Annotated in this window: 24 protein-coding genes; 18 read left to right on the forward strand and 6 right to left on the reverse strand. The window is 72.4% G+C overall.

The features are described 5' to 3' along the window. Nucleotides 1–125: 125 nt before the first annotated feature. The gene (locus AADR41_RS16380; RefSeq protein ID WP_342282160.1) at nt 126–1,136 is read right to left on the reverse strand and encodes an SGNH/GDSL hydrolase family protein; all 1,011 of its coding nucleotides are present in this window, start codon (nt 1,134–1,136) and stop codon (nt 126–128) included. Nucleotides 1,137–1,291: 155 nt separating this feature from the next. Here AADR41_RS16380 and AADR41_RS16385 point away from each other — a divergent pair, with 155 nt between their 5' ends. Then, nucleotides 1,292–2,698, forward strand: a complete 1,407-nt coding sequence (locus tag AADR41_RS16385) for a cystathionine beta-synthase (RefSeq protein WP_342282130.1) — start codon at nt 1,292–1,294, stop codon at nt 2,696–2,698. Between the two features lie 302 nt (nt 2,699–3,000). Here the strand turns inward: AADR41_RS16385 and AADR41_RS16390 are convergent, their stop codons facing one another. Continuing rightward, nucleotides 3,001–3,837 carry a helix-turn-helix transcriptional regulator gene (locus AADR41_RS16390; RefSeq protein WP_342282131.1) on the reverse strand — a complete coding sequence of 279 codons (837 nt, stop codon included), beginning with the start codon at nt 3,835–3,837 and terminating at the stop codon, nt 3,001–3,003. Between the two features lie 149 nt (nt 3,838–3,986). Between AADR41_RS16390 and AADR41_RS16395 the strand changes: the two genes are divergently transcribed. Then, nucleotides 3,987–4,748: an SDR family oxidoreductase gene (locus tag AADR41_RS16395; RefSeq protein ID WP_342282132.1), complete on the forward strand. Its 762-nt coding sequence runs from the start codon at nt 3,987–3,989 to the stop codon at nt 4,746–4,748. A 157-nt stretch (nt 4,749–4,905) separates the two neighbouring features. Here the strand turns inward: AADR41_RS16395 and AADR41_RS16400 are convergent, their stop codons facing one another. Next, the gene (locus AADR41_RS16400) at nt 4,906–5,325 is read right to left on the reverse strand and encodes a hypothetical protein (RefSeq protein WP_342282133.1); all 420 of its coding nucleotides are present in this window, start codon (nt 5,323–5,325) and stop codon (nt 4,906–4,908) included. A 187-nt stretch (nt 5,326–5,512) separates the two neighbouring features. Between AADR41_RS16400 and AADR41_RS16405 the strand changes: the two genes are divergently transcribed. From AADR41_RS16405 to AADR41_RS16425, 5 genes are all read left to right on the forward strand, one after another. Further along, nucleotides 5,513–6,049 carry a SigE family RNA polymerase sigma factor gene (locus AADR41_RS16405; protein WP_342282134.1) on the forward strand — a complete coding sequence of 179 codons (537 nt, stop codon included), beginning with the start codon at nt 5,513–5,515 and terminating at the stop codon, nt 6,047–6,049. Further along, nucleotides 6,042–6,740, forward strand: coding sequence for a hypothetical protein (locus AADR41_RS16410; protein WP_342282135.1), 699 nt, complete (start codon nt 6,042–6,044; stop codon nt 6,738–6,740). Before AADR41_RS16405 ends, AADR41_RS16410 begins: the two co-directional genes overlap by 8 nt. Before the next feature lie 168 nt (nt 6,741–6,908). Continuing rightward, nucleotides 6,909–7,760: a MurR/RpiR family transcriptional regulator gene (locus tag AADR41_RS16415; protein WP_342282136.1), complete on the forward strand. Its 852-nt coding sequence runs from the start codon at nt 6,909–6,911 to the stop codon at nt 7,758–7,760. A 105-nt stretch (nt 7,761–7,865) separates the two neighbouring features. Further along, the gene (locus tag AADR41_RS16420; RefSeq protein ID WP_342282137.1) at nt 7,866–8,423 is read left to right on the forward strand and encodes a hypothetical protein; all 558 of its coding nucleotides are present in this window, start codon (nt 7,866–7,868) and stop codon (nt 8,421–8,423) included. Between the two features lie 168 nt (nt 8,424–8,591). Continuing rightward, a complete protein-coding gene (locus AADR41_RS16425) occupies nt 8,592–9,158 on the forward strand; it encodes a hypothetical protein (RefSeq protein WP_342282138.1) in 567 nt (188 codons plus the stop codon). A 23-nt stretch (nt 9,159–9,181) separates the two neighbouring features. Here the strand turns inward: AADR41_RS16425 and AADR41_RS16430 are convergent, their stop codons facing one another. Beyond that, nucleotides 9,182–9,763 carry a roadblock/LC7 domain-containing protein gene (locus AADR41_RS16430; protein WP_342282139.1) on the reverse strand — a complete coding sequence of 194 codons (582 nt, stop codon included), beginning with the start codon at nt 9,761–9,763 and terminating at the stop codon, nt 9,182–9,184. A gap of 363 nt (nt 9,764–10,126) precedes the next feature. Between AADR41_RS16430 and hutU the strand changes: the two genes are divergently transcribed. From hutU to hutI, 4 genes are all read left to right on the forward strand, one after another. Continuing rightward, nucleotides 10,127–11,788, forward strand: a complete 1,662-nt coding sequence (gene hutU, locus AADR41_RS16435) for a urocanate hydratase (protein WP_342282140.1) — start codon at nt 10,127–10,129, stop codon at nt 11,786–11,788. 80 nt (nt 11,789–11,868) lie between these two features. Next, nucleotides 11,869–13,077, forward strand: coding sequence for an allantoate amidohydrolase (locus AADR41_RS16440; RefSeq protein WP_342282161.1), 1,209 nt, complete (start codon nt 11,869–11,871; stop codon nt 13,075–13,077). After that, entirely contained in the window at nt 13,068–14,453 is a 1,386-nt protein-coding gene (locus AADR41_RS16445; protein ID WP_342282141.1) for a formimidoylglutamate deiminase, read from the forward strand. Before AADR41_RS16440 ends, AADR41_RS16445 begins: the two co-directional genes overlap by 10 nt. Before the next feature lie 32 nt (nt 14,454–14,485). Further along, entirely contained in the window at nt 14,486–15,658 is a 1,173-nt protein-coding gene (gene hutI, locus AADR41_RS16450; RefSeq protein WP_342282142.1) for an imidazolonepropionase, read from the forward strand. Between the two features lie 131 nt (nt 15,659–15,789). Here the strand turns inward: hutI and AADR41_RS16455 are convergent, their stop codons facing one another. After that, the gene (locus AADR41_RS16455; RefSeq protein ID WP_342282162.1) at nt 15,790–16,797 is read right to left on the reverse strand and encodes an RNA polymerase sigma factor SigF; all 1,008 of its coding nucleotides are present in this window, start codon (nt 16,795–16,797) and stop codon (nt 15,790–15,792) included. 283 nt (nt 16,798–17,080) lie between these two features. Between AADR41_RS16455 and AADR41_RS16460 the strand changes: the two genes are divergently transcribed. The 6 genes from AADR41_RS16460 (at nt 17,081) to AADR41_RS16485 (ending at nt 22,724) form a co-directional block, all read left to right on the forward strand. Continuing rightward, nucleotides 17,081–17,449, forward strand: a complete 369-nt coding sequence (locus AADR41_RS16460; RefSeq protein WP_342282143.1) for an STAS domain-containing protein — start codon at nt 17,081–17,083, stop codon at nt 17,447–17,449. Nucleotides 17,450–17,641: 192 nt separating this feature from the next. Then, nucleotides 17,642–18,163: an ATP-binding protein gene (locus tag AADR41_RS16465; protein WP_342282144.1), complete on the forward strand. Its 522-nt coding sequence runs from the start codon at nt 17,642–17,644 to the stop codon at nt 18,161–18,163. Nucleotides 18,164–18,366: 203 nt separating this feature from the next. Beyond that, the gene (locus AADR41_RS16470; protein WP_342282163.1) at nt 18,367–19,044 is read left to right on the forward strand and encodes a peptidase; all 678 of its coding nucleotides are present in this window, start codon (nt 18,367–18,369) and stop codon (nt 19,042–19,044) included. An 82-nt stretch (nt 19,045–19,126) separates the two neighbouring features. Continuing rightward, on the forward strand, nt 19,127–20,176 hold the full coding sequence (locus AADR41_RS16475) for a hypothetical protein (RefSeq protein WP_342282145.1): 1,050 nt from the start codon (nt 19,127–19,129) through the stop codon (nt 20,174–20,176). Then, nucleotides 20,173–21,327, forward strand: coding sequence for a hypothetical protein (locus AADR41_RS16480; RefSeq protein ID WP_446751057.1), 1,155 nt, complete (start codon nt 20,173–20,175; stop codon nt 21,325–21,327). Before AADR41_RS16475 ends, AADR41_RS16480 begins: the two co-directional genes overlap by 4 nt. Before the next feature lie 38 nt (nt 21,328–21,365). Further along, nucleotides 21,366–22,724: a hypothetical protein gene (locus tag AADR41_RS16485; RefSeq protein ID WP_342282165.1), complete on the forward strand. Its 1,359-nt coding sequence runs from the start codon at nt 21,366–21,368 to the stop codon at nt 22,722–22,724. Nucleotides 22,725–22,810: 86 nt separating this feature from the next. Here AADR41_RS16485 and AADR41_RS16490 read toward each other — a convergent pair whose 3' ends face one another. Beyond that, nucleotides 22,811–24,301, reverse strand: a complete 1,491-nt coding sequence (locus AADR41_RS16490) for a peptide MFS transporter (protein WP_342282146.1) — start codon at nt 24,299–24,301, stop codon at nt 22,811–22,813. Nucleotides 24,302–24,791: 490 nt separating this feature from the next. Here AADR41_RS16490 and AADR41_RS16495 point away from each other — a divergent pair, with 490 nt between their 5' ends. After that, on the forward strand, nt 24,792–25,469 hold the full coding sequence (locus AADR41_RS16495; protein WP_072488330.1) for a response regulator transcription factor: 678 nt from the start codon (nt 24,792–24,794) through the stop codon (nt 25,467–25,469). The last annotated feature ends 12 nt before the right edge of the window (nt 25,470–25,481 follow it).

Here is a 25,481-nt window from a genome sequence, read left to right on the forward strand (position 1 = left end):
AGTTACCTGTACGTAGACGCTGGGTCACCGGGCAGCGCATGTGACGCCGACCTCTTTTCTAAGCGACCGCTCAGTCGATGGGCGGGGCCGTGCGCGGGCGGGGCGGCACGACCCCGGCGGGCCGGTCAGTTCGCCGGAAGATCGCGTGGTTCCCCGTGCGGCTCGGGGTGCGGGTGGGGCTCCGTGGCCGCGGGCAGACGCCGCCGCCTGCGCTGCTTGAGGAGCGCCCACGGCGCCCGCGCCCCGGTGACCTCCGTACCGGCCTCCTTGGCCGCCTGGGAGGCCGCCTTGGCCACCGGCAGCATGTCCGCGCGCCGGGCCCCTTCCAGCCGCTCGGACTCCGGCCACAGGCCCAGCGCCGCGCAGAGCGTGGGCAGCACCGCCATCGCCGCCGTGGCGTACCCCTCGGCCGACGGATGGTAGTTGTCCGGGCCGAACAGCTCGCGCGGATTCGCCTCGAACTCCGGCCCGAGCAGATCGCCCAGCGACACCGTGCGCCCGCCCTGCTCCACCGAGCCGATCGTCTGGGCGGCGGCCAGCTGCCGGCTCACCCGCCGGGCCATCCAGCGCAGCGGCTGGTAGACCGGCTCGATGGTGCCCAGATCCGGGCAGGTGCCGACCACGACCTCCGCGCCCGCCGTACGCAGCCTGCGCACGGCGGTGGTCAGACAGCGCACCGACTGGGTGGCCGGCATCCGGTGCGTCACATCGTTCGCACCGATCATGATCACGCAGACGTCGGGCGGCCGGGAGGCGTCGGCCAGCAGCAGCGAGACCTGCCGCTCCAGATCGTCCGACCGGGCACCAGGCTGCGCCACATTGCGCAGATCCACCGGCCGTTCCGAGACCGCCGCCAGCCCCGAGGCGAGCAGCGCCCCCGGGGTCTGCCCGGCCCGGCGCACCCCCTGCCCGGCCGCCGTCGAGTCACCCAGCAACCCCAGCCGCAACGGGTCCGCGGGACCGGCGAACGCCACCCCGTACCGCCCGTCCGCGCTCGGCGGAACCGGTGCGATCCCGCCGCCCACCTGCCGTTTCGCCAGCTGGACCTCCGCCAGCAGGACGCCCACCGCCGCCGCACCGATCAATCCGATGCTGCCGCCGCCGTAGGCCGCGCCCGCCGCGATCCGCCGTGCCACCCTTGCCCTTGACACAGTCCGGTCCACCTCCTCGTCGCCGTACCGCCGTACATACAGCTAACTGCCCCGCAGTGACCGTCGCTCAATCGCATCGCCCAATCCCGTCCCCGTACGCATACCCTTGCCGCACCATCTCGGAGACCCCGGAGTACACGGTGCAATTCCACGATTCGATGATCAGTCTCGTAGGCAATACCCCGCTGGTGAGGCTGCGCAGTGTGACGGCCGGCATCCAGGCGACGGTCCTGGCCAAGGTCGAGTACTTCAACCCCGGCGGTTCGGTCAAGGACCGCATCGCCCTGCGGATGATCGAGGCCGCCGAGCAGAGCGGCGAGCTCCAGCCCGGCGGCACGATCGTCGAGCCGACCAGTGGCAACACCGGCGTCGGCCTGGCGATCGTCGCCCAGCAGAAGGGGTACAAGTGCATCTTCGTCTGCCCGGACAAGGTGTCCCTGGACAAGATCAATGTGTTGCGCGCCTACGGTGCCGAGGTCGTCGTCTGCCCGACGGCCGTCGACCCCGAGCACCCGGACTCGTACTACAACGTCTCGGACCGCCTGGTCCGTGAGACGCCGGGGGCCTGGAAGCCGGACCAGTACTCCAACCCCAACAATCCGCGTTCCCACTACGAGACCACCGGTCCCGAGCTGTGGGAGCAGACGGACGGGAGGATCACCCACTTCGTCGCGGGTGTCGGCACCGGCGGCACGATCAGCGGCACCGGCCGCTATCTGAAGGAGATCAGCGGCGGATCGGTGCAGGTGGTCGGCGCGGACCCGGAGGGTTCGGTCTACTCCGGCGGCTCCGGGCGCCCCTACCTCGTCGAGGGCGTCGGCGAGGACTTCTGGCCGAGTGCCTACGACCGCACGGTCACCGACGAGATCGTCGCCGTGTCCGACAAGGACTCCTTCCAGATGACCCGCCGCCTCGCCAAGGAGGAGGGTCTGCTGGTCGGCGGCTCCTGCGGCATGGCGGTGGTCGCCGCCCTGGAGGTCGCCGAGCGGCTGGGCCCGGACGACGTGGTCGTCGTCCTGCTGCCCGACAGCGGGCGCGGCTACCTGAGCAAGATCTTCAACGACGAGTGGATGGCCGACTACGGCTTCCTGGAGGACACCGGTCCGTCCGCGCGCGTCGCCGATGTGCTCGACCACAAGGACGGCCCGATCCCGACCCTCGTGCACATGCACCCGGAGGAGACCGTCGGCGAGGCGATCGACGTGCTGCGCGAGTACGGCGTCTCGCAGATGCCGATCGTGAAGCCGGGCGCCGGCCACCCGGACGTGATGGCCGCCGAGGTCATCGGTTCGGTGGTGGAGCGGGAGCTGCTGAACGCGCTGTTCGCCCAGCGCGCCTCGCTCTCCGACCCGCTGGAGAAGCACATGTCGCCGCCGCTGCCGCAGGTCGGCTCCGGCGAGCCGGTCGAGGACCTGATGGCCGTGCTCGGCGGCACGAACACCGCGGACGCGGCGATCGTGCTGGTCGAGGGCAAGCCGAAGGGCGTGGTCAGCCGCCAGGACCTGCTGGCGTTCCTCGCCAAGGACGCGACGGCCGGCAAGGCGTAGGGAGCCCCGCAGGGCTCCGCTTCGCGAAAACGGTACGAGCGCGACACGTTCGCGCAGCACCGGCTTAACACGAGTCCGGCAGATTGACGGGTGTCGGCAGGGAGACCCGCCGGCACCCGATACGGCGACACGGACTACGGAGCGGCTCCCGGACCTCCACCGTCGCCAGGACGCGGTGACCGGAATCGACCCGGACCGTGTCCCTCGCGGGGACCGCCGTCGTCCCGCCCCCTGGGTGACCGGGGGTGCGGCGGTCCCCGCGACACATCCGCCCGTCCGTGCGCGCGGCCCGTGGACGTGTGTCAGCCGGCCGGTTCCGGTGCGGCCGCCCGGCTCGCCAGCAGCGCTATGCGTTCGGCGGTCTCGCTGCCGGGCTCCGGGGTGTAGACCACCAGGGACTGACCGGGATCGCCAGCCGCGCCGAGCGTCTCGTACGGGAGAACCAGCTCGCCCGCGACCGCGTGGTTGACGCGCTTGACGCCGCGGGTCTTCGACTTCACCCGATGGTCCGCCCACAACCGGCGGAAGTCCTCGCTCTTCAGTGACAACTCGCCCACCAGCGTCGCCAGTTGACGGTCATCGGGGTGCAGTCCCGCGTCCAGCCGCAAGAACGCGACCGTCTCCGCCGCCACCGCCGCCCACTCCGGGTACAGCTCCCGCGCCGCCGGTTCCAGGAACACCTGGCGCGGCATGTTGCGCTCGGCGGCGGGCATCCGGGAGAAGCCGACGACGGCGTCCCCCAGCGCGTTCCAGGCCAGTACGTCCATCCGGCGCCCCAGGACGAACGCCGGGGCACCGGCCAGCGAGTCCAGCACCAGGCGCAGCCCCGGACGTACCCGCTGGGAGGCGGCCGGAACCGATGCGCCCGCCCTGGGGCGCGCCACCGTACGCAGATACGCGTGCTCCGTCTCGTCCAGCCGCAGCACCCTGGCTATCGCGTCGAGCACCGCGTCCGAGACGCTCGGGCCGCGCCCCTGCTCCAGCCGGATGTAGTAGTCGACGCTCACCCCCGCGAGCTGCGCCACCTCCTCGCGCCGCAGTCCGGGCACGCGCCGCCGGCCGTACGCCTGGAGCCCCACGTCCTCGGGCTGGATACGGGCACGGCACGAGCGGAGGAAATCACCTGGGTCAGCGTCCATGACGCCGATCGTAGAAGAAGCGCGGGCGCCCATCCTGGTACTGCCGGACCCAGGAACAGCGTCGCCCTGGGTAACCCGGTGGCCGCCCCGCAGAGTGGGACCGGGCCCGGGGAAACGCCCCGGTCCCGGAGACGAACAAGGAGCACGACATGTCGTACCGGACTCTCGCGGGCCGCACCGCCGTCATCACCGGAGCCGCCAGCGGCATGGGCAGCGCGACCGCCCGGCTGCTCGCCGCCCAGGGCGTACGGGTTGCGCTGCTCGCCCGGCGGGCGGAGCGGCTGGAGGAACTGGCCGCCGCGATCGGGGAGGCGGGCGGCGAGGCGCTCGCGGTCGCCACCGACGTCACCGACCAGGCGTCCGTCGACGCGGCGGCCGAGCTGGTGCACCAGAGGTTCGGCCGGGTCGACCTGGTGGTGAACGCGGCCGGTGTGATGCTGCCGAACCCGGTCGACGAGGGCCGGACCGACGAGTGGCAGCGGATGATCGACACCAATGTGACGGGCGCCCTGCGGATCATCCGGGCCTTCACGGCCGACCTGGTGGCGGCGGCGGCCGAGGGCCGCACCGCGGACCTGGTCAACATCTCGTCCATCGGCGCGCACATCATGTTCCCCAACTACGCGGTGTACGGGGCGACGAAAGCCGCGCTGACGTACCTGTCCACGTCGCTGCGCACCGAGTTCGGACCGCGTGACGTCCGGGTCACGAACATCGAACCGGGCCTCACCGACACGGAGCTGGCCGGCCACGTGGACAACGCCGAGCTGAGCGGGCAGCTGGACGGCATGTTCGACGCGCTCGGCGGGCTCTCCAGCGACGAGATCGCCGACCTGATCGCCTACACCACCAGCCGGGCGCGCCACATCAACCTGCGCCAGCTGATCGTGCAGCCCACCCGCCAGGCGTAGAGCCGTGCGCTTCGGGGGCGGCTGGGTTCCGGGCGGCTGGGTTCCGGGACGGCTGCGCTTCGGGGGCGGCTGGGTTCCGGGCGGCCGGGTTCCGGGACGGCTGTGCTTCTGGAACGGCAACGGCTGTGCTTCTGGAACGGCTGCGCGGCCCCGGCCGTCAGTCCTCCCAGTCGGAGCCCGTACGTACCGGGCGGTGCGAGAACCACGGCCAGTTGCGGACGGCGTGCACGGCGTTGACCGCGACGATCCCGAGCCAGGCGACGATCAGGCCCCCGGTGCCGGCGGTCGAGGCGCCGATCGCGGAGAGCGGGACGGCCAGGATCAACGAGACGATCCCGAAGCCGTAGCGCTCGCCGAAATCCCCCAGCGGCTGCGGCGTGCGCTCACCCCGGGCGGTGGCCACACGCTGTTCGGCGAGATGGCGCCGGACCCGGCGGTCGAGCGTGCTGTCGAGACGCTGCTCGACCTTCTCCAGAAAAGACTCGACGAGCGCGGGCTCGTACTCCGAACCCAGCTCACTTCGGGCGTGCAGGGCGGCATCGAGCTCGCTCTTGAGCTCCGGGTCTCCGGATTTCATGCCCTTCACACTAGGAACCGGCGGCCTCGCGCGCAGTGGGGCTGTCCCCCCTCTTTCCCCGGGGGAGCGCCTCACGGGGAACGCCTCATGGAGGAGCGCCTCATGGGGAACCGGCGGGAGACCGGAAAGCCGTCCGTAACATCCGGCCCCGCCGGTGCGTGTATCCGGTGAGAACAGTTCCTGGGCGATGAACGGACGGAGGACGATGCTGACGGGGGCCGAGGATTTCGACGCGTTCTACACGGCCACGGCCAAGCGGCTGGTCGCTGCCGTCTACGCGACGACGGGTGATCTGGCGGAGGCGGAGGACGCGGTGCGGGAGGCGTACGTGCGGGCGTGGCAGCGCTGGGACCGGCTGGTGCGCGAGGGCGACCCGCTCCCCTGGGTGCGGACGGTGGCGATCCGGTTGGCGATCAGCACCTGGCGCAGGACGCGCAACCGGGTGCGCGCGCACTTCCGTCACGGGCCGCCCTCGGACGTGCCCGGCCTCTCGGCGGACCGGGTGGCATTGCTGGACGCGCTCGGCGAGCTGAGTGCCGAGCAACGCCGGGCCGTGGTCCTGCACCATCTGCTGGACCTGCCGGTAGAAGAAGTGGCGCGCGAGACGGGAGTGTCGAACGGTGCGGTACGGACCCGGCTCCACCGGGCCCGCAAGGTGCTCGGTGAGCGGCTGGCCGATCCTCTTGCCACCGCCGGGCGTGTGAGGGGGGCCAGCCATGGCTGAGGTGGAGGAGCTGCTGGACGGTGTCGTGGTGCGGCTGCCCGCCGCCGAGGAGATCCGGCGCAGGGGGCAGCGACGCCGGGCGCGGCGCAGGGCGGGTACGGCGGCGCTGTGCGCGGGCGTACTGATGGCCGCCGGGGCATGGATCCTGCTGCCGGCCGGAACGGACCGGCCGCACGAGGGGGGCGTGGTGGCCACCGCGCCGGACAATCCGTTCCGAGAGAACGGCATGGTCCGGACCCTGCCCGCGGAGGAGGTGCCCCTGTACGGCACGTGGCGCTGGAAGGAGAACGAGGGGCGGCCGGTCGACTCCGACGCACGCGGCGAACTCCTGAACCGGGCGGGTCTCGGTGCCTTCTGCTCGGTCGCGTCCCCGCAGCCGGGCGCGCCCGACCGGGTCGGCTACAGCCGGGAGTACCGGGGCGGGCACGACGCCGTGGCCCGGCAGTGCCTCGTCGAGTACGACGACGCGGCGACGGCCGGGGAACAGCTGGGGACGGTGCACACCGGACTGGCGGCGGAGGGCCTGCGACGCACACCGGGGAGCACGCCGGACGGTGCGCGGGGCGACCGGGGCGCGACCGCCGCCTGGGCCGGGCCCGCGCCGGGCGGCCACACGCTGCGGGTGTACACGCGGCGATGGGAGTCCTGGGTCTCGGTCGTCGAGATCCTGGACGGCACGGACAAGCCCTGAGTAGCGGGCCCGGGGCGGCGCCCGGGGACACGGCCCGCGCCCCGGCCCGCCGCAGGCGTGCGCCCCGGCCCGCGCTCCTGGCTGCATATGGACATGCAGACGCCTTGCTGGCTGAATGGATTTGTCGGCGCCGGATCGCGGTACGCCGGAATCTACCGAGGGGACAACATGAGCGGGAGCAGCCCGGCCACGCGGTTGCAGCAGCTCTTCGAGGGGCGCCGGCTCACACCCACCCAGCGCCGCATCGCGCACTCGATGGTGCGCAGGGCCGGTGACGTCCCGTTCCTGTCGAGCGTGGAGCTGGCCGAGCTGGCCGGAGTCAGCCAGCCGTCCGTCACCCGCTTCGCCGTGGCGCTCGGCTTCGACGGCTACCCGGCGCTCCGCAAGCACCTGCGGGAGGTCGCGCCCACCGAGCCGGTGGCCGGGGACGGGGCCGGGGACGACGCGTACAACGAGTACCAGCAGGCGGTGCTCGGCGAGATCGAGAACCTGCGGCACCTGGCCGAGCTGCTCGCCGACCCGGCGCCCGTGGAGCGGGCGGGCAGGCTGCTGGCGGCCTCCCGGCCGCTGCCGGTGCTCGGGCTGCGGGCCGCCTCCTCGCAGGCGCGCGGTTTCGGGTACTTCGCGGCCAAGGTCCACCCCGATGTCCGGGTGCTGGACGAGGGCGGCAGCATGCTGCGCGACCGGATCGACGCCGCGCGCCGGGCGGGCGCCTCCGCGCTGATCTGCTTCGCGCTGCCCCGGCACCCGCGGGAGGTCGTGGACGCGCTCGCGTACGCGCAGGAGCAGGGGATCACCGTCGTGTCGGTGGCGGACTCCGCGTTCGCGCCCGTCGCCAAGCACAGCGATCTGCTGATCCCGGCCGCCGTCGGCACCGGTCTCGCCTTCGACACGGCATGCGCGCCGATGCTGCTGGGCCGGGTGCTGCTGGAGGCGATGTGCGACGACCTGCCCGACGCGCAGGCGCGGCTGGAGGAGTTCGACACGAGGGCGGCGGTGCGGGGACTGTTCGTGGAGTGACCGCCACCCGGGGCCGGCGTCCGGGGCCGCCACCCGGGCCGGGGAAAATGGCACGAGCTGGAACTGCTGCCGGGTACCGGTGTGGCGCTGCCGGGCGGGGCCGGGGTGCTGAGGTTCAGAACGAGCGCCGATGCCGCCGGCGACCTGCTGACCGCGTCCGCGGACCGGGTCCACCTGGGGATGCGGTGCGGATCCCTGACCATCGAGGACTACTCCGAACTCCGCCATGCCCACGACGCATGGCTCGGCGGCCACCTCTTCCAGCCCGGCTGGAACACCGTCGCCGTCTTCGACGGGTTCCGGCTGACCCTGGCCGGTGGCGGTCCGGACGCGGCGGACGGGCTCGCACGCATCGAGGTGTGGCACGAGCCCGGGCCGTCGGGGACGGCCGGGGCCGCCGTGGTGTGGGACGGCGTCGATCTGTTCGGGCACCCGGCGCAGGAGGTGCTCCCGGTGCTCCCGGAGGCGGTGCGGCTGCCGGAACCCGCCACCGATGTGGTCGTGCCCGCGCTCGGGCTGCGGCTGGCGGCCGGCGCGCCGACCGGCGACAGGTGGCGGCGACTGGCCCTGACCGACCCGGAGTCCGACGGCTGGGCGCGCTGCTGCGCCGGCCGCTTCCACTGCGCCGGGGGCGGCGACGGAATGGTGGGGATCATGCGCTGAGGGCGCACGCGGCGGGGCGGCTGCCGCGAGCTCGCGGATTCTCGGGCACCGCTTTCTCAGGCCGCGCTCATCTACGGCCACTAATCTCCGGGCCGGAAGGCTCGCCAGGAGCTGACGGACTCATCAGGAGACGACGGCCCACCAGGAGCCGCGGAGAGGGGTACGGACGTGGGGCGCGGAGCGCAGTCGTTGGCGAGGGTGGCCGTGATCGTACGGGCCGGAGCCGCACCGCTGTGGTGGCCGGGGCTGCTGGCCGCGGCGATCGGCGCGCTGGTGCCGGGGCTCACCGGGCGCCGGATCGGCCTGCTGTCCGGGGCCGCGCTGTTCCTGATCACCGCGGCGGTGGTGGCGCTCGCGCGCGGCCGCCGGTACGCGGAACTGGCCGGCGGCGCCACCCGGGCCGGGCGGTCCGACTTCCTCCAGGACCGGGCCGTGACCGTACGCAACTGGCGGCGCGGGCGCCGGTGGTGGCTGCTCGGGGCGTTCCCGGTCGCCGTGGCGAGCGCGTTCGTGCTGCCCGGGGCCGGCGGGATGGTGCTCGCCGGGGCGGGCGCCGGGCTCTGGCTCAAGGCCGCCCGGATCGGGCGGCGCGAACAGCGGGACGACGCCCTGTACTGGGTGCGCACCGACTGGGTGGAGCGCGGCCGGCCCGCGGGCAGGCAGGTCAAGGGGTACCGGACCACCGGGCCGATGGCGGGGGACGCCGCGCCCGGCGGAGCGCGGCGCCGGCGCTGAATCCGCCCGCCGGACCTCGGCCGTCAGGGGCGGGGCGGCAACGGGTCGGACTGCGGGGGCTGCTGGGACCGTGGGGACGGCGAGGGCTGCTGGGACCGTGGGGACTGCGGGGGCTGCTGGGACCGTGGGGACGGCGAGGGCTGCTGCCAGGACGGCTGCGGAGGCTGTGACCGGGCTTGCTGCCCGGGAACGAGGGCCGGGGGCACGGTCCGGGCGGCGCGACGCCGGGCGGCGTCGATCAGCTCGCCGATACGGTCGCCCGCACGGCGGCCTTCGAGGTGGAGGGCGGCGGCATCGACGCCGTCCTCGGCCAGCAGTGTGAGTACGGCCGAGGGCCCTGCGGCGTACGACGCGATGCAGCCGGACTCGCCCCGTACGAGAAGTTCGTCGAAACCGCCCCGGCCGGTCGCCTCCGTCATCCGCGTCGCGACGCCGATCGCGGCCGCGGTCAGCGCGGCGACGCGCTCCGGCGCCACGTCCGGGGTGTCGTGGGCCAGGACGAGCCCGTCGATGCCGGCGACCAGGGCGCCGGACAGGAGCGGGACCTCGGCCCGTAATCGCTGGATTTCGGCCAGCACGTCCTCCGCGCCGACCTCGGGCGCCATCGGCGGCTTCGTACCTGCGCGCAGTCTGAGTGCTCGGATCACAGGGACCTCCCAGATGTCTCTCGGGTGCGTCTTCGAGCCAGTGCGGCGGTGCGGCCGCGGGCATGCGGACACCCCGCCCGGCTCGGTGTGCGAGTGTGACCACGAGGCTACGCAACGTGCTTTCGCCGGGCAGGGGTTGGGGCATTTTCCACCGGCACATGCCCCGGGCGTACGGAGGCGCGGGGAGGGCGCGTGTCGGGAGCACCGGGCGACCCGTGCGCGGGTCGTCCGTCCCCTTGCGACGGTGCGGGACTGTTGACTACGAGTATTCAGGACTCCAGGATGTGAATAGAAGGCTTACAGTCGCGAGGAGGCATTGCCATGTCAGGACCCCGCCCCGTACGGGCACCGCGCGGTACGGAACTGAGCGCCCTGGGATGGCAGCAGGAGGCCGCCCTGCGCATGCTCCAGAACAACCTCGACCCCGAGGTCGCCGAGCACCCCGACAAGCTCGTCGTCTACGGCGGCACCGGCAAGGCGGCCCGCGACTGGCGCTCCTTCGACGCGATGGTGCGCACCCTGCGGACGCTCAAGCAGGACGAGACGATGCTCGTCCAGTCCGGGCGCCCGGTCGGTGTCATGCAGACGCACGAGTGGGCGCCGCGCGTCCTGATCGCCAACTCCAACCTGGTCGGCGACTGGGCGAACTGGGAGGAGTTCCGGCGCCTGGAGGCGCTCGGGCTCACCATGTACGGCCAGATGACCGCCGGATCGTGGATCTACATCGGCACCCAGGGCATCCTCCAGGGCACGTACGAGACCTTCGCGGCGGTGGCGGCCAAGAAGTTCGGCGGCACCCTCGCCGGGACGATCACCCTGACCGCCGGACTCGGCGGCATGGGCGGCGCCCAGCCGCTCGCCGTGACCATGAACGACGGCGTCGCGATCTGCATCGACTGCGACCCGCGCGCCATCGAGCGCCGGATCGAGCACCGTTACCTGGACGTGCGCGCCGACTCCCTGGAGCACGCGCTCCAGCTCGCCACCGAGGCGCGGGACGCCCGCCGCCCGCTCTCCATCGGCCTGCTCGGCAACGCGGCGGAGCTGCTGCCCCGGATGCTCGCCGAGGGCGCCCCGATCGACATCGTCACCGACCAGACCAGCGCGCACGACCCGCTGGCGTACCTGCCGCTCGGGGTCGACTTCGACGACATGGCCTCGTATGCCGCCGAGAAGCCCGCCGACTTCACGCAGCGCGCACGGGAGTCGATGGCCAAGCACGTCGAGGCGATGGTCGGTTTCATGGACGCCGGGGCCGAGGTCTTCGACTACGGCAACTCCATCCGCGGCGAGGCACAACTCGCGGGCTACGAGCGGGCATTCGACTTCCCGGGCTTCGTCCCCGCGTACATCCGGCCGCTGTTCTGCGAGGGCAGGGGCCCGTTCCGCTGGGCGGCACTGTCGGGCGAGGCCTCCGACATCCACAAGACCGACAAGGCGATGCTGGAGCTCTTCCCGGAGAACGAGTCGCTGCACCGCTGGATCAAGATGGCCGGCGAGCGCGTCCACTTCCAGGGGCTGCCCGCCCGGATCTGCTGGCTCGGCTACGGCGAGCGCGACCGGGCCGGCGAACGGTTCAACGACATGGTGGCGAGCGGCGAGCTGGCCGCCCCGCTGGCCATCGGGCGCGACCACCTGGACTGCGGCTCCGTGGCCTCCCCGTACCGGGAGACCGAGGCCATGCTCGACGGGTCCGACGCGATCGCCGACTGGCCGCTGCTGAACGCCATGGTCAACGTGGCGTCCGGCGCCTCCTGGGTCTCCATCCACCACGGCGGCGGCGTGGGCATGGGCCGGTCCATCCACGCCGGACAGGTGACCGTCGCCGACGGCACGAAGCTGGCGGGCGAGAAGATCCGCCGGGTGCTCACCAACGACCCGGGCATGGGCGTCATCCGGCACGTCGACGCCGGGTACGACATCGCGGAGTCCGTCGCCGAGGACAAGGGCGTACGCGTGCCGATGACCGAGGACGCCCGGTGAGCCTTCCTTCCGGGGGCACGACGAACCCCGGGGGCGGCGGCGCCGACCCCGGCCGCGGCGGCTCGTCCTCGTTCCTGTCCATGTGGCGCGAGCTGCTGCCCATCGGCCGGCACCGGGGCAGCGGTGGCTACCGGCGCTACGCCTGGACCGGCGCCGACGTCGACTGCCGCGCCTGGTTCCGGACGCAGGCCGAGGCGCGCGGGCTCGCCTACGAGGTGGACCGCAACGGCAACCAGTGGGCCTGGCTCGGCGATCCCCTGGCCGGGGACGCCGTCGTCACCGGATCCCATCTCGACTCCGTACCGGACGGCGGCGCCTTCGACGGGCCGCTCGGCGTGGTCTCCTCCTTCGCAGCGCTCGACGAACTCCGCCACAGGGGAGTGGAGTTCATCCGGCCGCTGGCCATCGGCAACTTCGGTGACGAGGAGGGGGCCCGCTTCGGGCTCGCCTGCGTCGGCTCCCGGCTCGCCGCCGGACAGCTGACCGTCGAAGCGGCGCACCGGCTCCGCGACGGCGACGGGATCACGCTGCCGCAGGCCATGGAGGCGGCCGGGTACGACCCCGACACCATCGGCCCGGACCCCGAACGGCTCGCCCGCATCGGCGCGTTCGTCGAGCTCCACGTCGAGCAGGGGCGCGCCCTCGACCTCGGCGGCGACCCGGTCGGCATCGCCTCGGCCATCTGGCCGCACGGCCGCTGGCGGTTCGACTTCCGGGGCGAGGCCAACCACGCGGGCACCACCCGACTGGCCGACCGGCGCGATCCGATGCTCACCTACGCCGAGACCGTGCTCGCCGCCCGCCGCGAGGCGGAACTCGCCGGCGCCCTGGCCACCTTCGGCAAGATCGCCGTCGAGCCCAACGGGGTCAACGCCATCCCCTCCCTCGTACGGGGCTGGCTCGACTCGCGCGCCGCCGACCAGGACCGCCTGGACGCCGTGGTCACCGGCATCGAGCGGGCCGCCCGGGAACACGCCGAGCGGGCCGGGATCGACCTCGACGTCGTACGCGAGTCCTTCACCCCCGTCGTGGAGTTCGAGCACGCCCTGCGCGACGAGCTCGGCAAGATCCTCGCGGGCCGGGGCGACGCCGGCCGGACCGTGCCCGTCCTCGGGACCGGCGCCGGACACGACGCGGGTATTTTGTCCGCTTCGGTACCGACCGCCATGCTGTTCGTACGGAACCCCACCGGGATCTCGCACTCGCCGGCCGAACACGCGGCCGAGGACGACTGCGTGGCCGGGGTGGTCGCACTCGCCGACGTACTGGAAGGTCTCGCGTGCAGCTGACAACGGAACCGGCGGGCAGGCCCGCCACCGTGACGTACTGGTTGTCCCACGCCTGGCTCGGCACCCATGTCGAGCCGGGCGTCGCCCTGGACGTCTCCGGCGGGCTGATCGCGGGCGTGCGCACCGGTGTCACCACCCCGCCGCCGGGCGCCACCGTACTGCGCGGGCTCACCGTCCCCGGGCTCGCCAACACCCACTCGCACGCCTTCCACCGCGCCCTGCGCTCCACCGTCCAGGTGGGCTCCGGCACCTTCTGGACCTGGCGCGAGACCATGTACCAGGTCGCCGCCCGGCTCACCCCCGACTCGTACTACGAACTCGCCCGCGCCGTGTACGCCGAGATGGCGCTGGCCGGCATCACCGCGGTCGGCGAATTCCACTATCTGCACCACGCGCCGGGCGGCACCCCGTACGACAACCCGAACGCGATGGGCGAGGCCCTGATCGCGGCGGCGGGCGAGGCCGGGATCCGGATCACGCTGCTGGACACCGCCTACCTCTCCGCCGGATTCGGCAGGCGCCCCACCCAGTACCAGCAGCCCGACCGGCACCAGCTGCGCTTCTCCGACACCACCGCGGACGCCTGGGCCGAACGCGCCTCCCTCCTCAAGGGCTCCGACCACGCCCTGATCGGCGCGGCCGTCCACTCCGTGCGCGCCGTGCCCGCCGCGCAGCTCGCCACCGTGGCCGCCTGGGCCGAGGAGCGGCAGGCCCCGCTCCACGTCCACCTCTCCGAGCAGACCGCGGAGAACGACGCCTGCCTCGCCGCCCACGGCTGCACCCCCACCCGGCTCCTCGCCGACCACGGCGTCCTCGGCCCGCGCACCACCGGCATCCACAACACCCACCTCACCACCGAGGACATCGCACTGCTCGGCTCCTCGGCGACCGGCACCTGCATGTGCCCCACCACCGAACGCGACCTCGCCGACGGAATCGGCCCCGCCGTCGCCCTCCAGCGGGCCGGCTCGCCGCTCTCCCTCGGCAGCGACAGCCACGCCGTGATCGACCTCTTCGAGGAGGCCCGCGCGATGGAGCTCGACGAGCGCCTGCGCACCCGGGCGCGCGGTCACTGGACGGCGGCCGCCCTGCTGCGCGCCGCCACCGTCGACGGACACGCGGCGCTCGGCAGGCCGGAGGCGGGCGTCATCGAACCCGGTGCCCCCGCGGACCTGGCGACCGTCGCCCTGGACTCCGTCAGGACAGCGGGGCCGGTGCCCCGGCTGGCTGCCGAAGCAGTTGTATTCGCCGCCTCCGCGGCCGATGTGCGGCACACGGTCGTGGCGGGCCGGCACATCGTGCGCGACGGACGGCACGCACTCGTCGAGGACGTACCCGCGGCACTCGCCTCGGCCGTCGCCGCCCTGCACCGCTGACGCCGGACCCCCGCAAGGAGAGCAGCACCCCGATGACGACGACCGCCATCACCAACATCGCCAGTCTGGTCACCAACGACCCCTCCCCGCGCGCGGATTCCCCCCTGGGCACGATCCGGGACGCGGCCGTCGTCATCGAGGGCGACCGGATCGTCTGGACCGGTGAATCCAGCAAAGCACCCGCCACTGACAACGCCGTCGACGCGGGCGGCCGGGCGATGATCCCCGGCTTCGTCGACTCCCACTCCCACCTGGTGTTCGCGGGCGACCGCACCGAGGAGTTCAACGCCCGGATGTCCGGCCGCGCCTACAGCGCGGGCGGCATCCGGACCACGGTCGCCGCCACCCGCGCCGCCACCGACGAACAGCTCGACGCCAACGTCGCCCGCTATCTCGCCGAGGCGCTGCGCCAGGGCACCACCACGTTCGAGACCAAGTCCGGCTACGGCCTCACCGTCGAGGACGAGGCCCGCGCCCTGCGCATCGCCGCCAGGCACACCGAGGAGGTCACCTACCTCGGCGCCCACATCGTCTCCCCGGACTACGCCGACGACCCGGCCGGCTACGTCGACCTGGTCACCGGCCCGATGCTCGACGCCTGTGCCCCGTACGCCCGTTGGATCGACGTCTTCTGCGAGAAGGGCGCCTTCGACGGCGACCAGGCCCGCGCGATCCTCACCGCGGGCGCGGCGAAGGGCCTGCACCCCCGCGTCCACGCCAACCAGCTCGGCCACGGTCCCGGTGTCCAGCTGGCCGTCGAGCTCGACGCAGCCTCCGCCGACCACTGCACCCACCTCACCGACGCCGACGTCGACGCCCTGGCCCAGGGCGGCACCGTCGCCACGCTGCTCCCCGGCGCCGAGTTCTCCACCCGCGCCACCTGGCCGGACGCCCGCCGCCTCCTCGACGCGGGCGCCACCGTCGCCCTCTCCACGGACTGCAACCCGGGCTCGTCGTTCACGTCGTCCATGCCCTTCTGCATCGCCCTCGCCGTACGCGACATGGGCATGACGCCGGACGAGGCCCTCTGGTCCGCCACCGCGGGCGGTGCCGCGGCCCTGCGCCGTACGGACATCGGCCGCGTCGCTCCCGGCGCCCGCGCCGACCTGACGCTCCTCGACGCCCCCAGCCACGTACACCTCGCCTACCGGCCGGGCGTCCCGCTGGTCCACGCGGTCTGGCAGCGGGGCGAACGCGTCCTCTGAGCCACCGGCCGCCGGGTGGTGACGGGGCGTCGGACGCGCGGAACGACCCGGCTCATGCGGAAGGACCCGCCTCGGGTGTCGAGGCGGGTCCTTTCACGAGGTCCCGCGAGCGGGTCGTGCGGCGTGGCCGCTCACTCCTCCAGGGTCAGCCCCTTGCGCAGCTTGACCAGGGTGCGGGAGAGCAGCCTCGACACATGCATCTGCGAGATGCCCAGCTCCTCGCCGATCTCCGACTGCGTCATGTTGGCGACGAACCGGAGCGAGAGGATCGTGCGGTCGCGGCGTGGCAGCGAGGCGATCAGCGGCTTCAGGGACTCGACGTACTCGATGCCTTCGAGTCCGTGGTCCTCGTAGCCGATGCGGTCCGCCAGCGCGCCCTCGTGATCGTCCTCCTCGGGCTTGGCGTCCAGCGAGCTCGCGGTGTACGCGTTGCTCGCGGCCATGCCCTCGACGACCTCGTCGCGGGTGATGCCGAGGCGGTCGGCGAGCTCGCCCACGGTGGGCGATCGGTCCAGTCGCTGGGCGAGCTCGTCGCCCGCCTTGGCCAGGTCGAGCCGGAGTTCCTGGAGCCGGCGCGGGACGCGCACGGACCAGCTGGTGTCGCGGAAGAAACGCTTTATCTCGCCGACGATGGTCGGCATCGCGAACGTCGGGAACTCCACGCCGCGGCTGAGCTCGAAGCGGTCGATCGCCTTGATCAGGCCGATGGTGCCGACCTGGACGATGTCCTCCATCGGTTCGCTGCGGGAGCGGAACCGGGAGGCGGCGAACCTGACCAGGGCCAGGTTCAGTTCGACGAGCGTATTGCGGACGTACGAGTACTCGTGGGTGCCCTCTTCGAGGGATTCGAGCCGCTCGAAGAGCGTCTTCGACAGTGCCCTGGCGTCCAGCGGCCCCACTTCGTCATAGGGCGGGATCTCGGGAAGTCCTTCGAGACCGTCACTCACACCGTGGTCGAAGCCGTCGGCGTGGTCGGTGCTGCTGATGGTGCTGGTGTTGCCGGCGGTACCTGTGCGGGTACCGGTGCTGCTGCGGGTGCCGTGCTCGGCGCTCGCAGCAGGGGAGTCTGAGTGGGTCAGTCCCTGAGGACATGCTGACGTCGCGTTGTGGGGACGCGGTCCGTCGAGCCGGGGTGACATGGTCTCCTCCATCGTTCTCGGCATATGGCTGCCGATGCCCATACGTGTTCCTGCGGTGAAGCGGCGCCTCCGAAGCCGGCCGTGTTTTGGGTGTCCTCCTACCCTTACCCGGTTCGGACAGGCAGTTACAAGCGCCAATTGACGCTATATGTCCGGTTTGTTGAGGTCTTCGGGTATCGCGTGGCGCACAGACCGCGTACTGTTTCAAGAACGTCAGAGGCAGCACATACGCATCTGCGCACGCAGAGACGCAGGCAGTGACGAACGGCGAAGAGGGACGGGCATGGACCGCGGGACGGTCGGCAGCGCGAACCGGGGTCGACTTCAGGTCGAGGTCCGGACCGAAGGGCTCAGCGAGGTCGTGACGCCGGTGGGTGAGCTGGATCACCACACGGCGGATCTGTTGCGGGAGCCCCTGGAGCACGCGGTCGAGCAGGGGCGGGTACGCCTGGTGGTCGACTGCTCGGGACTCGAATTCTGTGATTCCACCGGGCTCAATGTGCTGCTCGGTGCCCGCCTGAAGGCGGAAGCGGCCGGGGGAGGGGTCCATTTGGCCGGGATGCAGCCGGTGGTCGCGAGGGTCTTCGAGATCACCGGGGCCGAGGCGGTCTTCACCGTCCACGACTCCCTCGAAGCGGCTCTGGACACGTGATCGCGGCGCGTTTCGCGGCCCCGGGCGCCCCTCGTGTTGCCCGTGTCACGCGATCCGCGTAGACGAAGTGGGTGTTGTCACGATTCGGCCGGGCAGAAGTCATCCGGCGGAGCCGTGGGAGACCACCACACTCTGTATGTGTACTTGTAATTGTTCGATGGCGACATGGTGAATCGGTGAGGTGAAGCGCTGATGAGCACCACCCGGCAGCATCCGCCGGGCGACCTCGGCCGCGAGCCGGAGGACGTCGGCGTTCAGGCGCACCCGGACGCGGGTGCCGGTGCGGCCTCCCCCGAGCCGGCCGAGCGGCAGTGGCTCACCCTGTCGCTGCGCGGGGTCAGCGGCATCGTGCCGACCGCCCGCGACTTCGCCCGCCAGGCACTGCACGAATGGGGCTGGCTCCCCGCTTCGAGCGCCGACGGCCGGGCCGCCGCCGAGGACGTCCTGCTGGTCGTCTCCGAGCTGGTCACCAACGCCTGCCTGCATGCCGACGGGCCCGAGGAGATGCGAATCGCCTGCTCGGCGAAGGTGCTGCGGGTGGAGGTCGCCGACTCGGGTGCGGGACAGCCCGCGCCGCGCACCCCGCACCGGGCCGGGCGGCCCGGCGGGCACGGAATGTTCATCGTGCAGCGGCTCTGCCTGGACTGGGGCGTCCTTCGGGTGCCCGGCCGGTCCGGGAAAACCGTCTGGGCGGAGCTGGCCGCCCCCGCATAGGCGGGCAGGCCCGCCGGGGTGCGCCCCGTGCGGGTGTGCCGGCCCTTTGTCGACAGCCCCCAGGAGCGCGCCGGATCGGCGCGCTCTTTGTCTTCCCTCCACAAGGCGCCGGGCGTACCTTGAGCGCCCGATCTGATGTGTCGTCAGGAAAATGCGTCGGTGTGAACCGGCGTGCGGCGACTTCCGGCATGAGGGGAACTCAGGTGTCCTACCAGAAGCGAACAGCTCTCGCGCTGGCGTCCGCGCTGGCGGGCACGGTGGTGCTGATGGCCGCGCCCGCCGCCCACGCCACGGTCGTGGACGTCGACTACAAGTGCAAGACCCCGATCGGCGACAAGAGCGCCGTGTCGCCCATCGACATCAAGAGCGTCAAGAGCGGTGGTGGCTACCGGCTCACCATGTCCTTCCAGAAGGGCGTCTCCTCCAGCCCCGTCGAACTGGGCAAGGGCGCCATGAGCCCCAGCGCGGTCATCGAGGTGGGCGGCGCCGACTCCGGCCAGGTCCAGGTCTCCGGCGCGCCGAACTCCGCCGCCATACCCGCCAACACCCCCATCAAGATCAGTGACCTGTCGGGTACGTACACCCCGAAGAAGAGCGGCAAGGTCGACTTCACCGCCGGAGTGCTCACCATCAAGGCGCTCGGTACGACCACGACCTGCACCCCCGCCAACAAGCCGGGACCGTCGCTCCAGCTCGATGTGACGGCCGCGGGCGGCGGCGGGCAGAGCGCCCCGGTCGACGACGGCGGCGGACAGCTGCCGAAGACCGGTCCGCTCGACTCGGCCGTGGCGCTCGGCACGCTGGGCGGCACGGTGCTGCTGACCGGTGCGGCCGGGGTGCTCTGGCTGACCAGGCGCGGGCAGGGGGCCGTGGGCCGATAGGGGCCTTTCCTGCCGGACCGGGCCGGATCCGGAGCGACCCGGTCCGGCGACCCAGCCGCCGTCACGCATCAGGGAGCCGCCCATGCCGTCGCCGACCGGTCACGCCGCCCGACTCGCCCTCGCCGTACTGCTGTGCGCCCTCGCCATGACACCGGCGGCCGCCGGTGCCGCGCCACGGACGCCGTCGCACACCGGCGCCGCTTCATGGACGGCGCAGCCCGCGGTGAGCGGTTCCGGTACGGGCGGCAGACCGTACATCTATCTGGAGGGCCCGCCCGGCACGGTTCTCCAGGACCGGATCTCCGTCACCAACCCCGGGCGGTCCCCGGTCACCGTGCGGTTGAGCGGCGCCGACAGGTACGAGGCGAAGAGCGGCGGCTCCGGAGGCAGGGGCGCCACCGGGGCCGGGCGCTGGCTGCGGACCGTCGCCGCCGAGGTGACCGTCCCGGCCCGCACCCGGGCCGATGTGCCGTTCACCGTCACGGTGCCCGCGGGCGCGACGCCCGGTGACCGCCCCGCCGCGATCGTCGTGCGCGGCGGCGACCGCACGGTGGGCGTGCCGGTACGGCTGCGGGTCGGCGGGCCGACGCTGGCCGCGCTCACCGTCGAGGACGTCACCGTGTCCGGGCGGGTCATCCACTACACGCTGGTCAACCGGGGCAACGCGGTCCTCGCCCCGCGGCTCGCGGTCCGGGCCGACGGGGTGTTCGGGACGCTGGTGCGGCGCGGGGCCCGCCCCCTGCCGGTGGAGCTGCGGCCCGGACAGCGCCTCCGGCTCACCGAGCCGTGGCGGGACGTCCCCGCGCTCGACTCGGCGACCGTACGGCTGCGCGTCACGGCGGAGGGCGGCGCGCACGGTGAGGCGACGGCCCGCGCCGTCTTCGTCCCGTGGGCGCCGCTGACCGCCGGCGCACTGCTGGTCCTGGCCGGTGCGGGCGCGGGCACGTACGCGCACCGGCGCAGGCGAGCGCGCCGGCAGAAACAGGGCGGTACCGGCGCCGGTGGCGGCAGCGACGGCGATGGCGATGGCGATGGCGAAGACGACGCCGGCGGCGAGCGGTCCGTACGGTCGCCGGGCGGTCGGCAGCACTCAGGGAGCAGGCACTTGGCGAAGGCGGGAGCGGAATCGTGACTGGACAGGCCGGACCGGCGGCACTCCGCGGCGGCAGCCACCGGAGGGCCACGAGGCCGTTCGCCGCGTCGTTCGCGGCGCTGCTCGTGGCCCTGCTGCCCGCCCTGCTGATGCTCTCCGCGCCCGGGGCCGGCGCGGCGGACACCAGGGCGGCGGCGAAGCCCGTGGTCACCCTCTCCAAGCAGCAGGCGGGCAAGGGCGGTGAGATCACCGTGAAGGGCGGCGGGTGGCGGCCGAACGCGCTGCTGATGATGCTGATCTGCGGCCGGTCCACACCGGACAGGGGGGTGATCGGCGGCACCAACTCCTGCGCCAACGCCGAGGGCCGGGCCGTCACCACCGACGGCAAGGGCGCCTTCCGCAAGAAGATGCCGGTCGCCGAGCCACCCGTGCCGTGCCCCTGCGTGGTGCACGTCGCCACCGTCACCGGGGAACAGGCCGCGGCCGACGCCGTGTTCGTCGTCGCGGGCCACCCGCTCGCCGCGCTGCCGAAGGAGACCGGGGACGGCCGGCTCGCGGTGCTCGCCACCACCCGGCTGGAGGGCGAGAGCGGGATCCTCACCTGGTTCGGCGCCCCGCCCGCCCGGCAACTGGTCCTCACCGTGGGCAACCTCGGCTCCACCCCCGTCAAGGACCCGGTCTTCGAGGTCGGCACCGCGCACGGCGTCTTCGCCCCGCAGTGGGAGGAGCAGCAGTGGCGCGGGACCATCGCCTCCGGCCGCAGGGCGCAGATCAGCCTCCCGGTCGAACTGACGGCGGGCGCCCACGGCGACTACCAGGTCTCGCTCAGGTACGGCGGCAAGGTGCTGGCCGAACAGCCCTGGGGGGTCGGCCGCCCCTGGGGGGTCACGCTCTTCTGGATCCTGCTGTGCCTCGTCGTACCGGCCGCCGTGTTCCGGATCGGCATGGCGGCCGTCGACAAGGTGCGCCCCCGCTCCTCGCGCGCCCCGGGCCGCCCCCGGCGCCGCCGCCCGCCGCGACGGGCCGGTACGACCGTGAAGGCCCCGAAGCCGCGCCGTGCACCGGGCCCCGCCGAAGGTTCCGCGGCCGCGCCCACCGACGGCCCGGCCTCCACCACGGCCGCGCTGCCGTGGTTCACACCCGATTCCGCACCGTCAGAGAACAGACCGACGACGAAGGGACATTCGTGAGTACGCATCGCAGGACGGTCGCGGCGGGAGTCGCGATGATGCTCGGCGGCGCGGGCATGCTGCTGGCCGCGAGTCCGGCACAGGCCGCCGACGTCTCGTACGCGACGGAGTGCATCCCGCCGCCCATCTCGGGACTGCCGGCCGTGCAGGGCACCACCAAGGTGCAGCTGACCGCGCCCGCCGAGGCCAAGGTCGGGGACACCGTCGAGGTGGTGTGGAAGACGGTCGAGGCCGCCTCCAAGAACCCCGACATCCTCGACCTGGACAAGGACACCGTCAAGCCGACCGGCACGCTCAAGCTGGGCGGCGCCGCCACCGGCACCGTGCAGATGGAAGGGCCGCGGCAGAACCCGCCGATCCCCAAGAACAGCGCCATGCTGCTGCCCGACATGAAGGGCACGCTGAAGCTGGAGAAGGCCGGTGAGATCACGCTGACGCCGGACGCGTACAAGATCAACGTCTCCAAGCCGATCTCCACGGACACCAAGTGCACCCCGAAGGAGGCCGTGCAGCCGGGCGCGACCATCAAGGTCACCGACGGCGGCGGATCCACCACCGCGGGCGGTACGACGAGCGGTTCGACCACCGCGGGCGGTACCACTTCCGGTACCACCGCCGGCGGCACGACCTCCGGTACCACCGCCGGCGGCACGACCTCCGGCACGACCGCGGGTGGCACGACGTCCGGCGGCGGGGACTCCGGCGGTTCCGCCTCGGGCTCCGGCGGCGGCGGCGGACAGACCGACTTCCCCGGCAAGGAGGTCTCGGTCGACTTCACCTGTACGTCCCCGGGACCGCCCGCCATCGCCTCCAAGGTGACGATCAACGCCAAGAAGAGCGGCGGGAGCTACGCCCTCACGGTCAAGACGGCCAAGGGCGTGATGGACAGCCCGGCCGCGCTGCCGGCCGGTGCGCTCAAGCCGTCCATGGACGTCACCGTCGGCGGCGCGGACAAGGGCTCGGTGAAGGTCACCGGACCGGCCAACGCCGAACCGCTGGAGCAGGGCAAGCCGGTCGACCTGGCCGACATGACCGGCACGTACAAGCCCGGCGCGTCCGGCAGGTCCACGCTCAGTCCCGGCACCCTGACGATCGACGTCACGCTGGGCACCTCGAAGATCAACATCCCGTGCAAGGTCAAGGGCGCGGTGTCCCCGTCGCTGGAGCTCGACACCACCGCCCAGGAGGGCGGCGCCTCCGGCTCCGCCACCTCGGGCTCCACGAGCACCGGTGGCGCCGCGGCGGCCGGTGGCACCGCCTCGGGCGGACTGGCCGCTACCGGGGCCGAGGACAACGGCACCCTGCGTGCCCTCGGCCTGGTCGCGGGCACGGCGATCCTGCTGGGCGGCGCCGTGTTCACCTTCACCCCGTGGCGCAGGCTGCGCGGCACCAGGTGAGCCGGCTCCCGTGACGACGCGCAAGGGCCTCCGCACCGTCGACCGGTGCGGAGGCCCTTGCGTACGGGCAGGAAGCGATCAGCGCATCAGCGCACGCCGCCCATCAGCCGGCTGACCTTCTTGCGGTACATCCAGATCGCGAACCCGGCGACGATCGCGAGCGCCGCCTCCAGGCCCACCATGCCGGTCTTGTTCAGGTCGACACCCGCCAGCGACAGCAGGCTGGTGGTGCAGTCGCCCGCGGTGACCGCGAGGAACCAGACACCCATCATCTGGCTGCCGTACTTCGCGGGCGCCATCTTCGTGGTGACCGAGAGGCCGACCGGGGAGAGGCAGAGCTCACCGACGGTCTGCAGGAAGTAGATCGACACCAGCCACATCGGGCTGACCTTGTCGCCGTCCGTCGTCATGGTCAGCGGCAGCATGAAGACGAGGAAGGAGACGCCGACCAGGAAGAGCCCCGAGCCGAACTTGACGACCGTGCTCGGCTCCTTGCCGCGCCGGTTCAGCGCCAGCCATATCCAGGCGACGACCGGGGCCAGCGCCATGATGAAGACCGGGTTGACCGACTGGTACCAGGAGGTCGGGAAGTCCAGGCCGAACACACTGTTGGTGGTGGAGGACTCGCCGAAGAGCGACAGCGTGGAGCCGCCCTGGTCGTAGATCATCCAGAACACGGCGGCCGCGACGAAGAACCAGATGTAGCCGGACATCTTCGACTGCTCGGTCTTCGACAGGTCCCGGTCCCGCTTGATCCGCACCAGCACCGCGATCGGGATGATCAGACCGGCGACGGTGATCGGGACGAGCGCCCAGTTCAGCGTGTAGACGTCGGTGGCGACGAGGACGCCGTAGAAGACGACGGCCACTGCCAGCCACAGCAGACCCTTGCGCAGGGTCGTGCGGCGCTCCTCGGCCGACAGCGGCTTCGGGACGACGCTGCTGCGCGCGCTGAGGTGGCGCGTACCGATCAGGAACTGGGCCAGACCCAGCGCCATGCCGGCCGCGGCGATGGCGAAACCGAGGTGCCAGTTCACCTTCTCGCCGATGGTGCCGATGATCAGCGGCGCGGCGAAGGCGCCGAGGTTGATGCCCATGTAGAAGACGGTGAAGCCACCGTCGCGGCGGGCGTCCTCCGGACCGTTGTAGAGGTGGCCGACCATCGTCGAGATGTTGGCCTTCAGCAGCCCGGATCCGAGCGCGACCAGCGCCAGTCCCGCGAAGAAGGTGCCCGAGCCCGGCAGCGCCAGCGTCAGATGGCCCAGCATGATGATCGCGGCCGAGACGGTGACCGTCTTGCGCGGCCCCCAGACCCGGTCGCCGAACCAGCCGCCGGGCATGGCCAGCAGGTACACCATCGCCATGTAGATGGAGTAGATCGCGGTGGCCGTGGCCGCGTTCATGTGCAGGCCGGAACCGGAGACCAGGTAGAGCGGAAGCAGGGCCCGCATGCCGTAGAAGCTGAAGCGCTCCCACATCTCCGTCATGAAGAGAGTGGCCAGGCCGCGGGGGTGGCCGAAGAAGGTCTTCGCGGATCCAGGAGTACTGGCCGGGTCCTTCGTCAGGCTGGACGCCATGGTCGATCCTTGTGTGCTCGGGACGCGACGCCTTGTGAGCGTGGTGCGCCCGGTGGGGGGAGGCCGGCACCGGCACGGGTACGTCCCACCCCTCACGCCCGAGAGGGATTCGCCCCGACCGCCCGGCTCGCGAAGGAGCCGGCTGGAGGAGACGGGGACCGACCGTGTCGGGATCCACGCCCGGTGCGCATCCTCGCGTTCCGGGCCCGGCCACAGGTCATTCACTGAATTCGCGACTGGCGGGTACCAGTCGGCCCATAAAAGAGACCCTCGGCGCTAAAAGCTGCCCAAGGGTCCTTGAGTAGTGCAACAGGCGTCGAGCAACCATACGCCACGACAGAGCCGGATATGAAAGGACTTGAGAGATGGATCACAGGTATCGATGGAACCAAGCCCGCACATTCAAAGGCGAAGATCCGTTTGTTCCATGGACCCGCAGGGCTTGTGGATCACCTCACGGCAGCCGCCCCGCGCGGACTACCATCACTCCATGACCCGTGTACTGCTCGCCGAGGACGATGCATCCATCTCGGAGCCGCTGGCCCGCGCACTGCGTCGGGAGGGTTACGAGGTCGAGGTCCGCGAAGACGGTCCGACCGCACTCGACGCCGGCCTCCAGGGCGGAATCGACCTGGTCGTGCTCGACCTGGGGCTGCCCGGGATGGACGGCCTCGAAGTGGCCCGCAGGCTCCGTGCCGAGGGTCACACCGTGCCGATCCTGGTGCTGACCGCCCGCGCCGACGAGGTGGACACCGTCGTCGGCCTCGACGCCGGTGCCGACGACTACGTCACCAAGCCCTTCCGCCTCGCCGAACTCCTCGCCCGGGTCCGGGCCCTGCTGCGCCGCGGCGCCACGGAGCCCGCGCCGCAGCCCGCGACGCACGGCGTCCGGATCGACGTCGAGTCGCACCGCGCCTGGATGGGCGAGGAGGAACTCCAGCTCACCGCCAAGGAGTTCGACCTGCTGCGGGTTCTGGTCCGGGACGCCGGCCGGGTCGTCACCCGGGACCAGCTGATGCGCGAGGTCTGGGACACCACCTGGTGGTCGTCGACCAAGACCCTAGACATGCACATCTCCTGGCTCCGCAAGAAGCTCGGCGACGACGCCGCCAACCCCCGCTACATCGCGACCGTACGGGGCGTCGGCTTCCGCTTCGAGAAGAGCTGACGTTCCGAGGGG

The organism is Streptomyces sp. CLV115 (assembly GCF_038448545.1).
Taxonomy (GTDB): domain Bacteria; phylum Actinomycetota; class Actinomycetes; order Streptomycetales; family Streptomycetaceae; genus Streptomyces; species Streptomyces sanglieri.

What these genes read in the sequence shown, in the direction of transcription:
- AADR41_RS16390 (WP_342282131.1), bottom strand. Translation starts at nt 3,837, where the DNA reads ATGGACGCTGACCCAGGTGATTTCCTCCGCTCGTGCCGTGCCCGTATC.
- AADR41_RS16395 (WP_342282132.1), top strand. Translation starts at nt 3,987, where the DNA reads ATGTCGTACCGGACTCTCGCGGGCCGCACCGCCGTCATCACCGGAGCC.
- AADR41_RS16400 (WP_342282133.1), bottom strand. Translation starts at nt 5,325, where the DNA reads ATGAAATCCGGAGACCCGGAGCTCAAGAGCGAGCTCGATGCCGCCCTG.
- AADR41_RS16405 (WP_342282134.1), top strand. Translation starts at nt 5,513, where the DNA reads ATGAACGGACGGAGGACGATGCTGACGGGGGCCGAGGATTTCGACGCG.
- AADR41_RS16410 (WP_342282135.1), top strand. Translation starts at nt 6,042, where the DNA reads ATGGCTGAGGTGGAGGAGCTGCTGGACGGTGTCGTGGTGCGGCTGCCC.
- AADR41_RS16415 (WP_342282136.1), top strand. Translation starts at nt 6,909, where the DNA reads ATGAGCGGGAGCAGCCCGGCCACGCGGTTGCAGCAGCTCTTCGAGGGG.
- AADR41_RS16430 (WP_342282139.1), bottom strand. Translation starts at nt 9,763, where the DNA reads ATGGCGCCCGAGGTCGGCGCGGAGGACGTGCTGGCCGAAATCCAGCGA.
- hutU (WP_342282140.1), top strand. Translation starts at nt 10,127, where the DNA reads ATGTCAGGACCCCGCCCCGTACGGGCACCGCGCGGTACGGAACTGAGC.
- AADR41_RS16440 (WP_342282161.1), top strand. Translation starts at nt 11,869, where the DNA reads ATGTGGCGCGAGCTGCTGCCCATCGGCCGGCACCGGGGCAGCGGTGGC.
- hutI (WP_342282142.1), top strand. Translation starts at nt 14,486, where the DNA reads ATGACGACGACCGCCATCACCAACATCGCCAGTCTGGTCACCAACGAC.
- AADR41_RS16455 (WP_342282162.1), bottom strand. Translation starts at nt 16,797, where the DNA reads ATGTCACCCCGGCTCGACGGACCGCGTCCCCACAACGCGACGTCAGCA.
- AADR41_RS16460 (WP_342282143.1), top strand. Translation starts at nt 17,081, where the DNA reads ATGGACCGCGGGACGGTCGGCAGCGCGAACCGGGGTCGACTTCAGGTC.
- AADR41_RS16465 (WP_342282144.1), top strand. Translation starts at nt 17,642, where the DNA reads ATGAGCACCACCCGGCAGCATCCGCCGGGCGACCTCGGCCGCGAGCCG.
- AADR41_RS16475 (WP_342282145.1), top strand. Translation starts at nt 19,127, where the DNA reads ATGCCGTCGCCGACCGGTCACGCCGCCCGACTCGCCCTCGCCGTACTG.
- AADR41_RS16485 (WP_342282165.1), top strand. Translation starts at nt 21,366, where the DNA reads ATGCTCGGCGGCGCGGGCATGCTGCTGGCCGCGAGTCCGGCACAGGCC.
- AADR41_RS16490 (WP_342282146.1), bottom strand. Translation starts at nt 24,301, where the DNA reads ATGGCGTCCAGCCTGACGAAGGACCCGGCCAGTACTCCTGGATCCGCG.
- AADR41_RS16495 (WP_072488330.1), top strand. Translation starts at nt 24,792, where the DNA reads ATGACCCGTGTACTGCTCGCCGAGGACGATGCATCCATCTCGGAGCCG.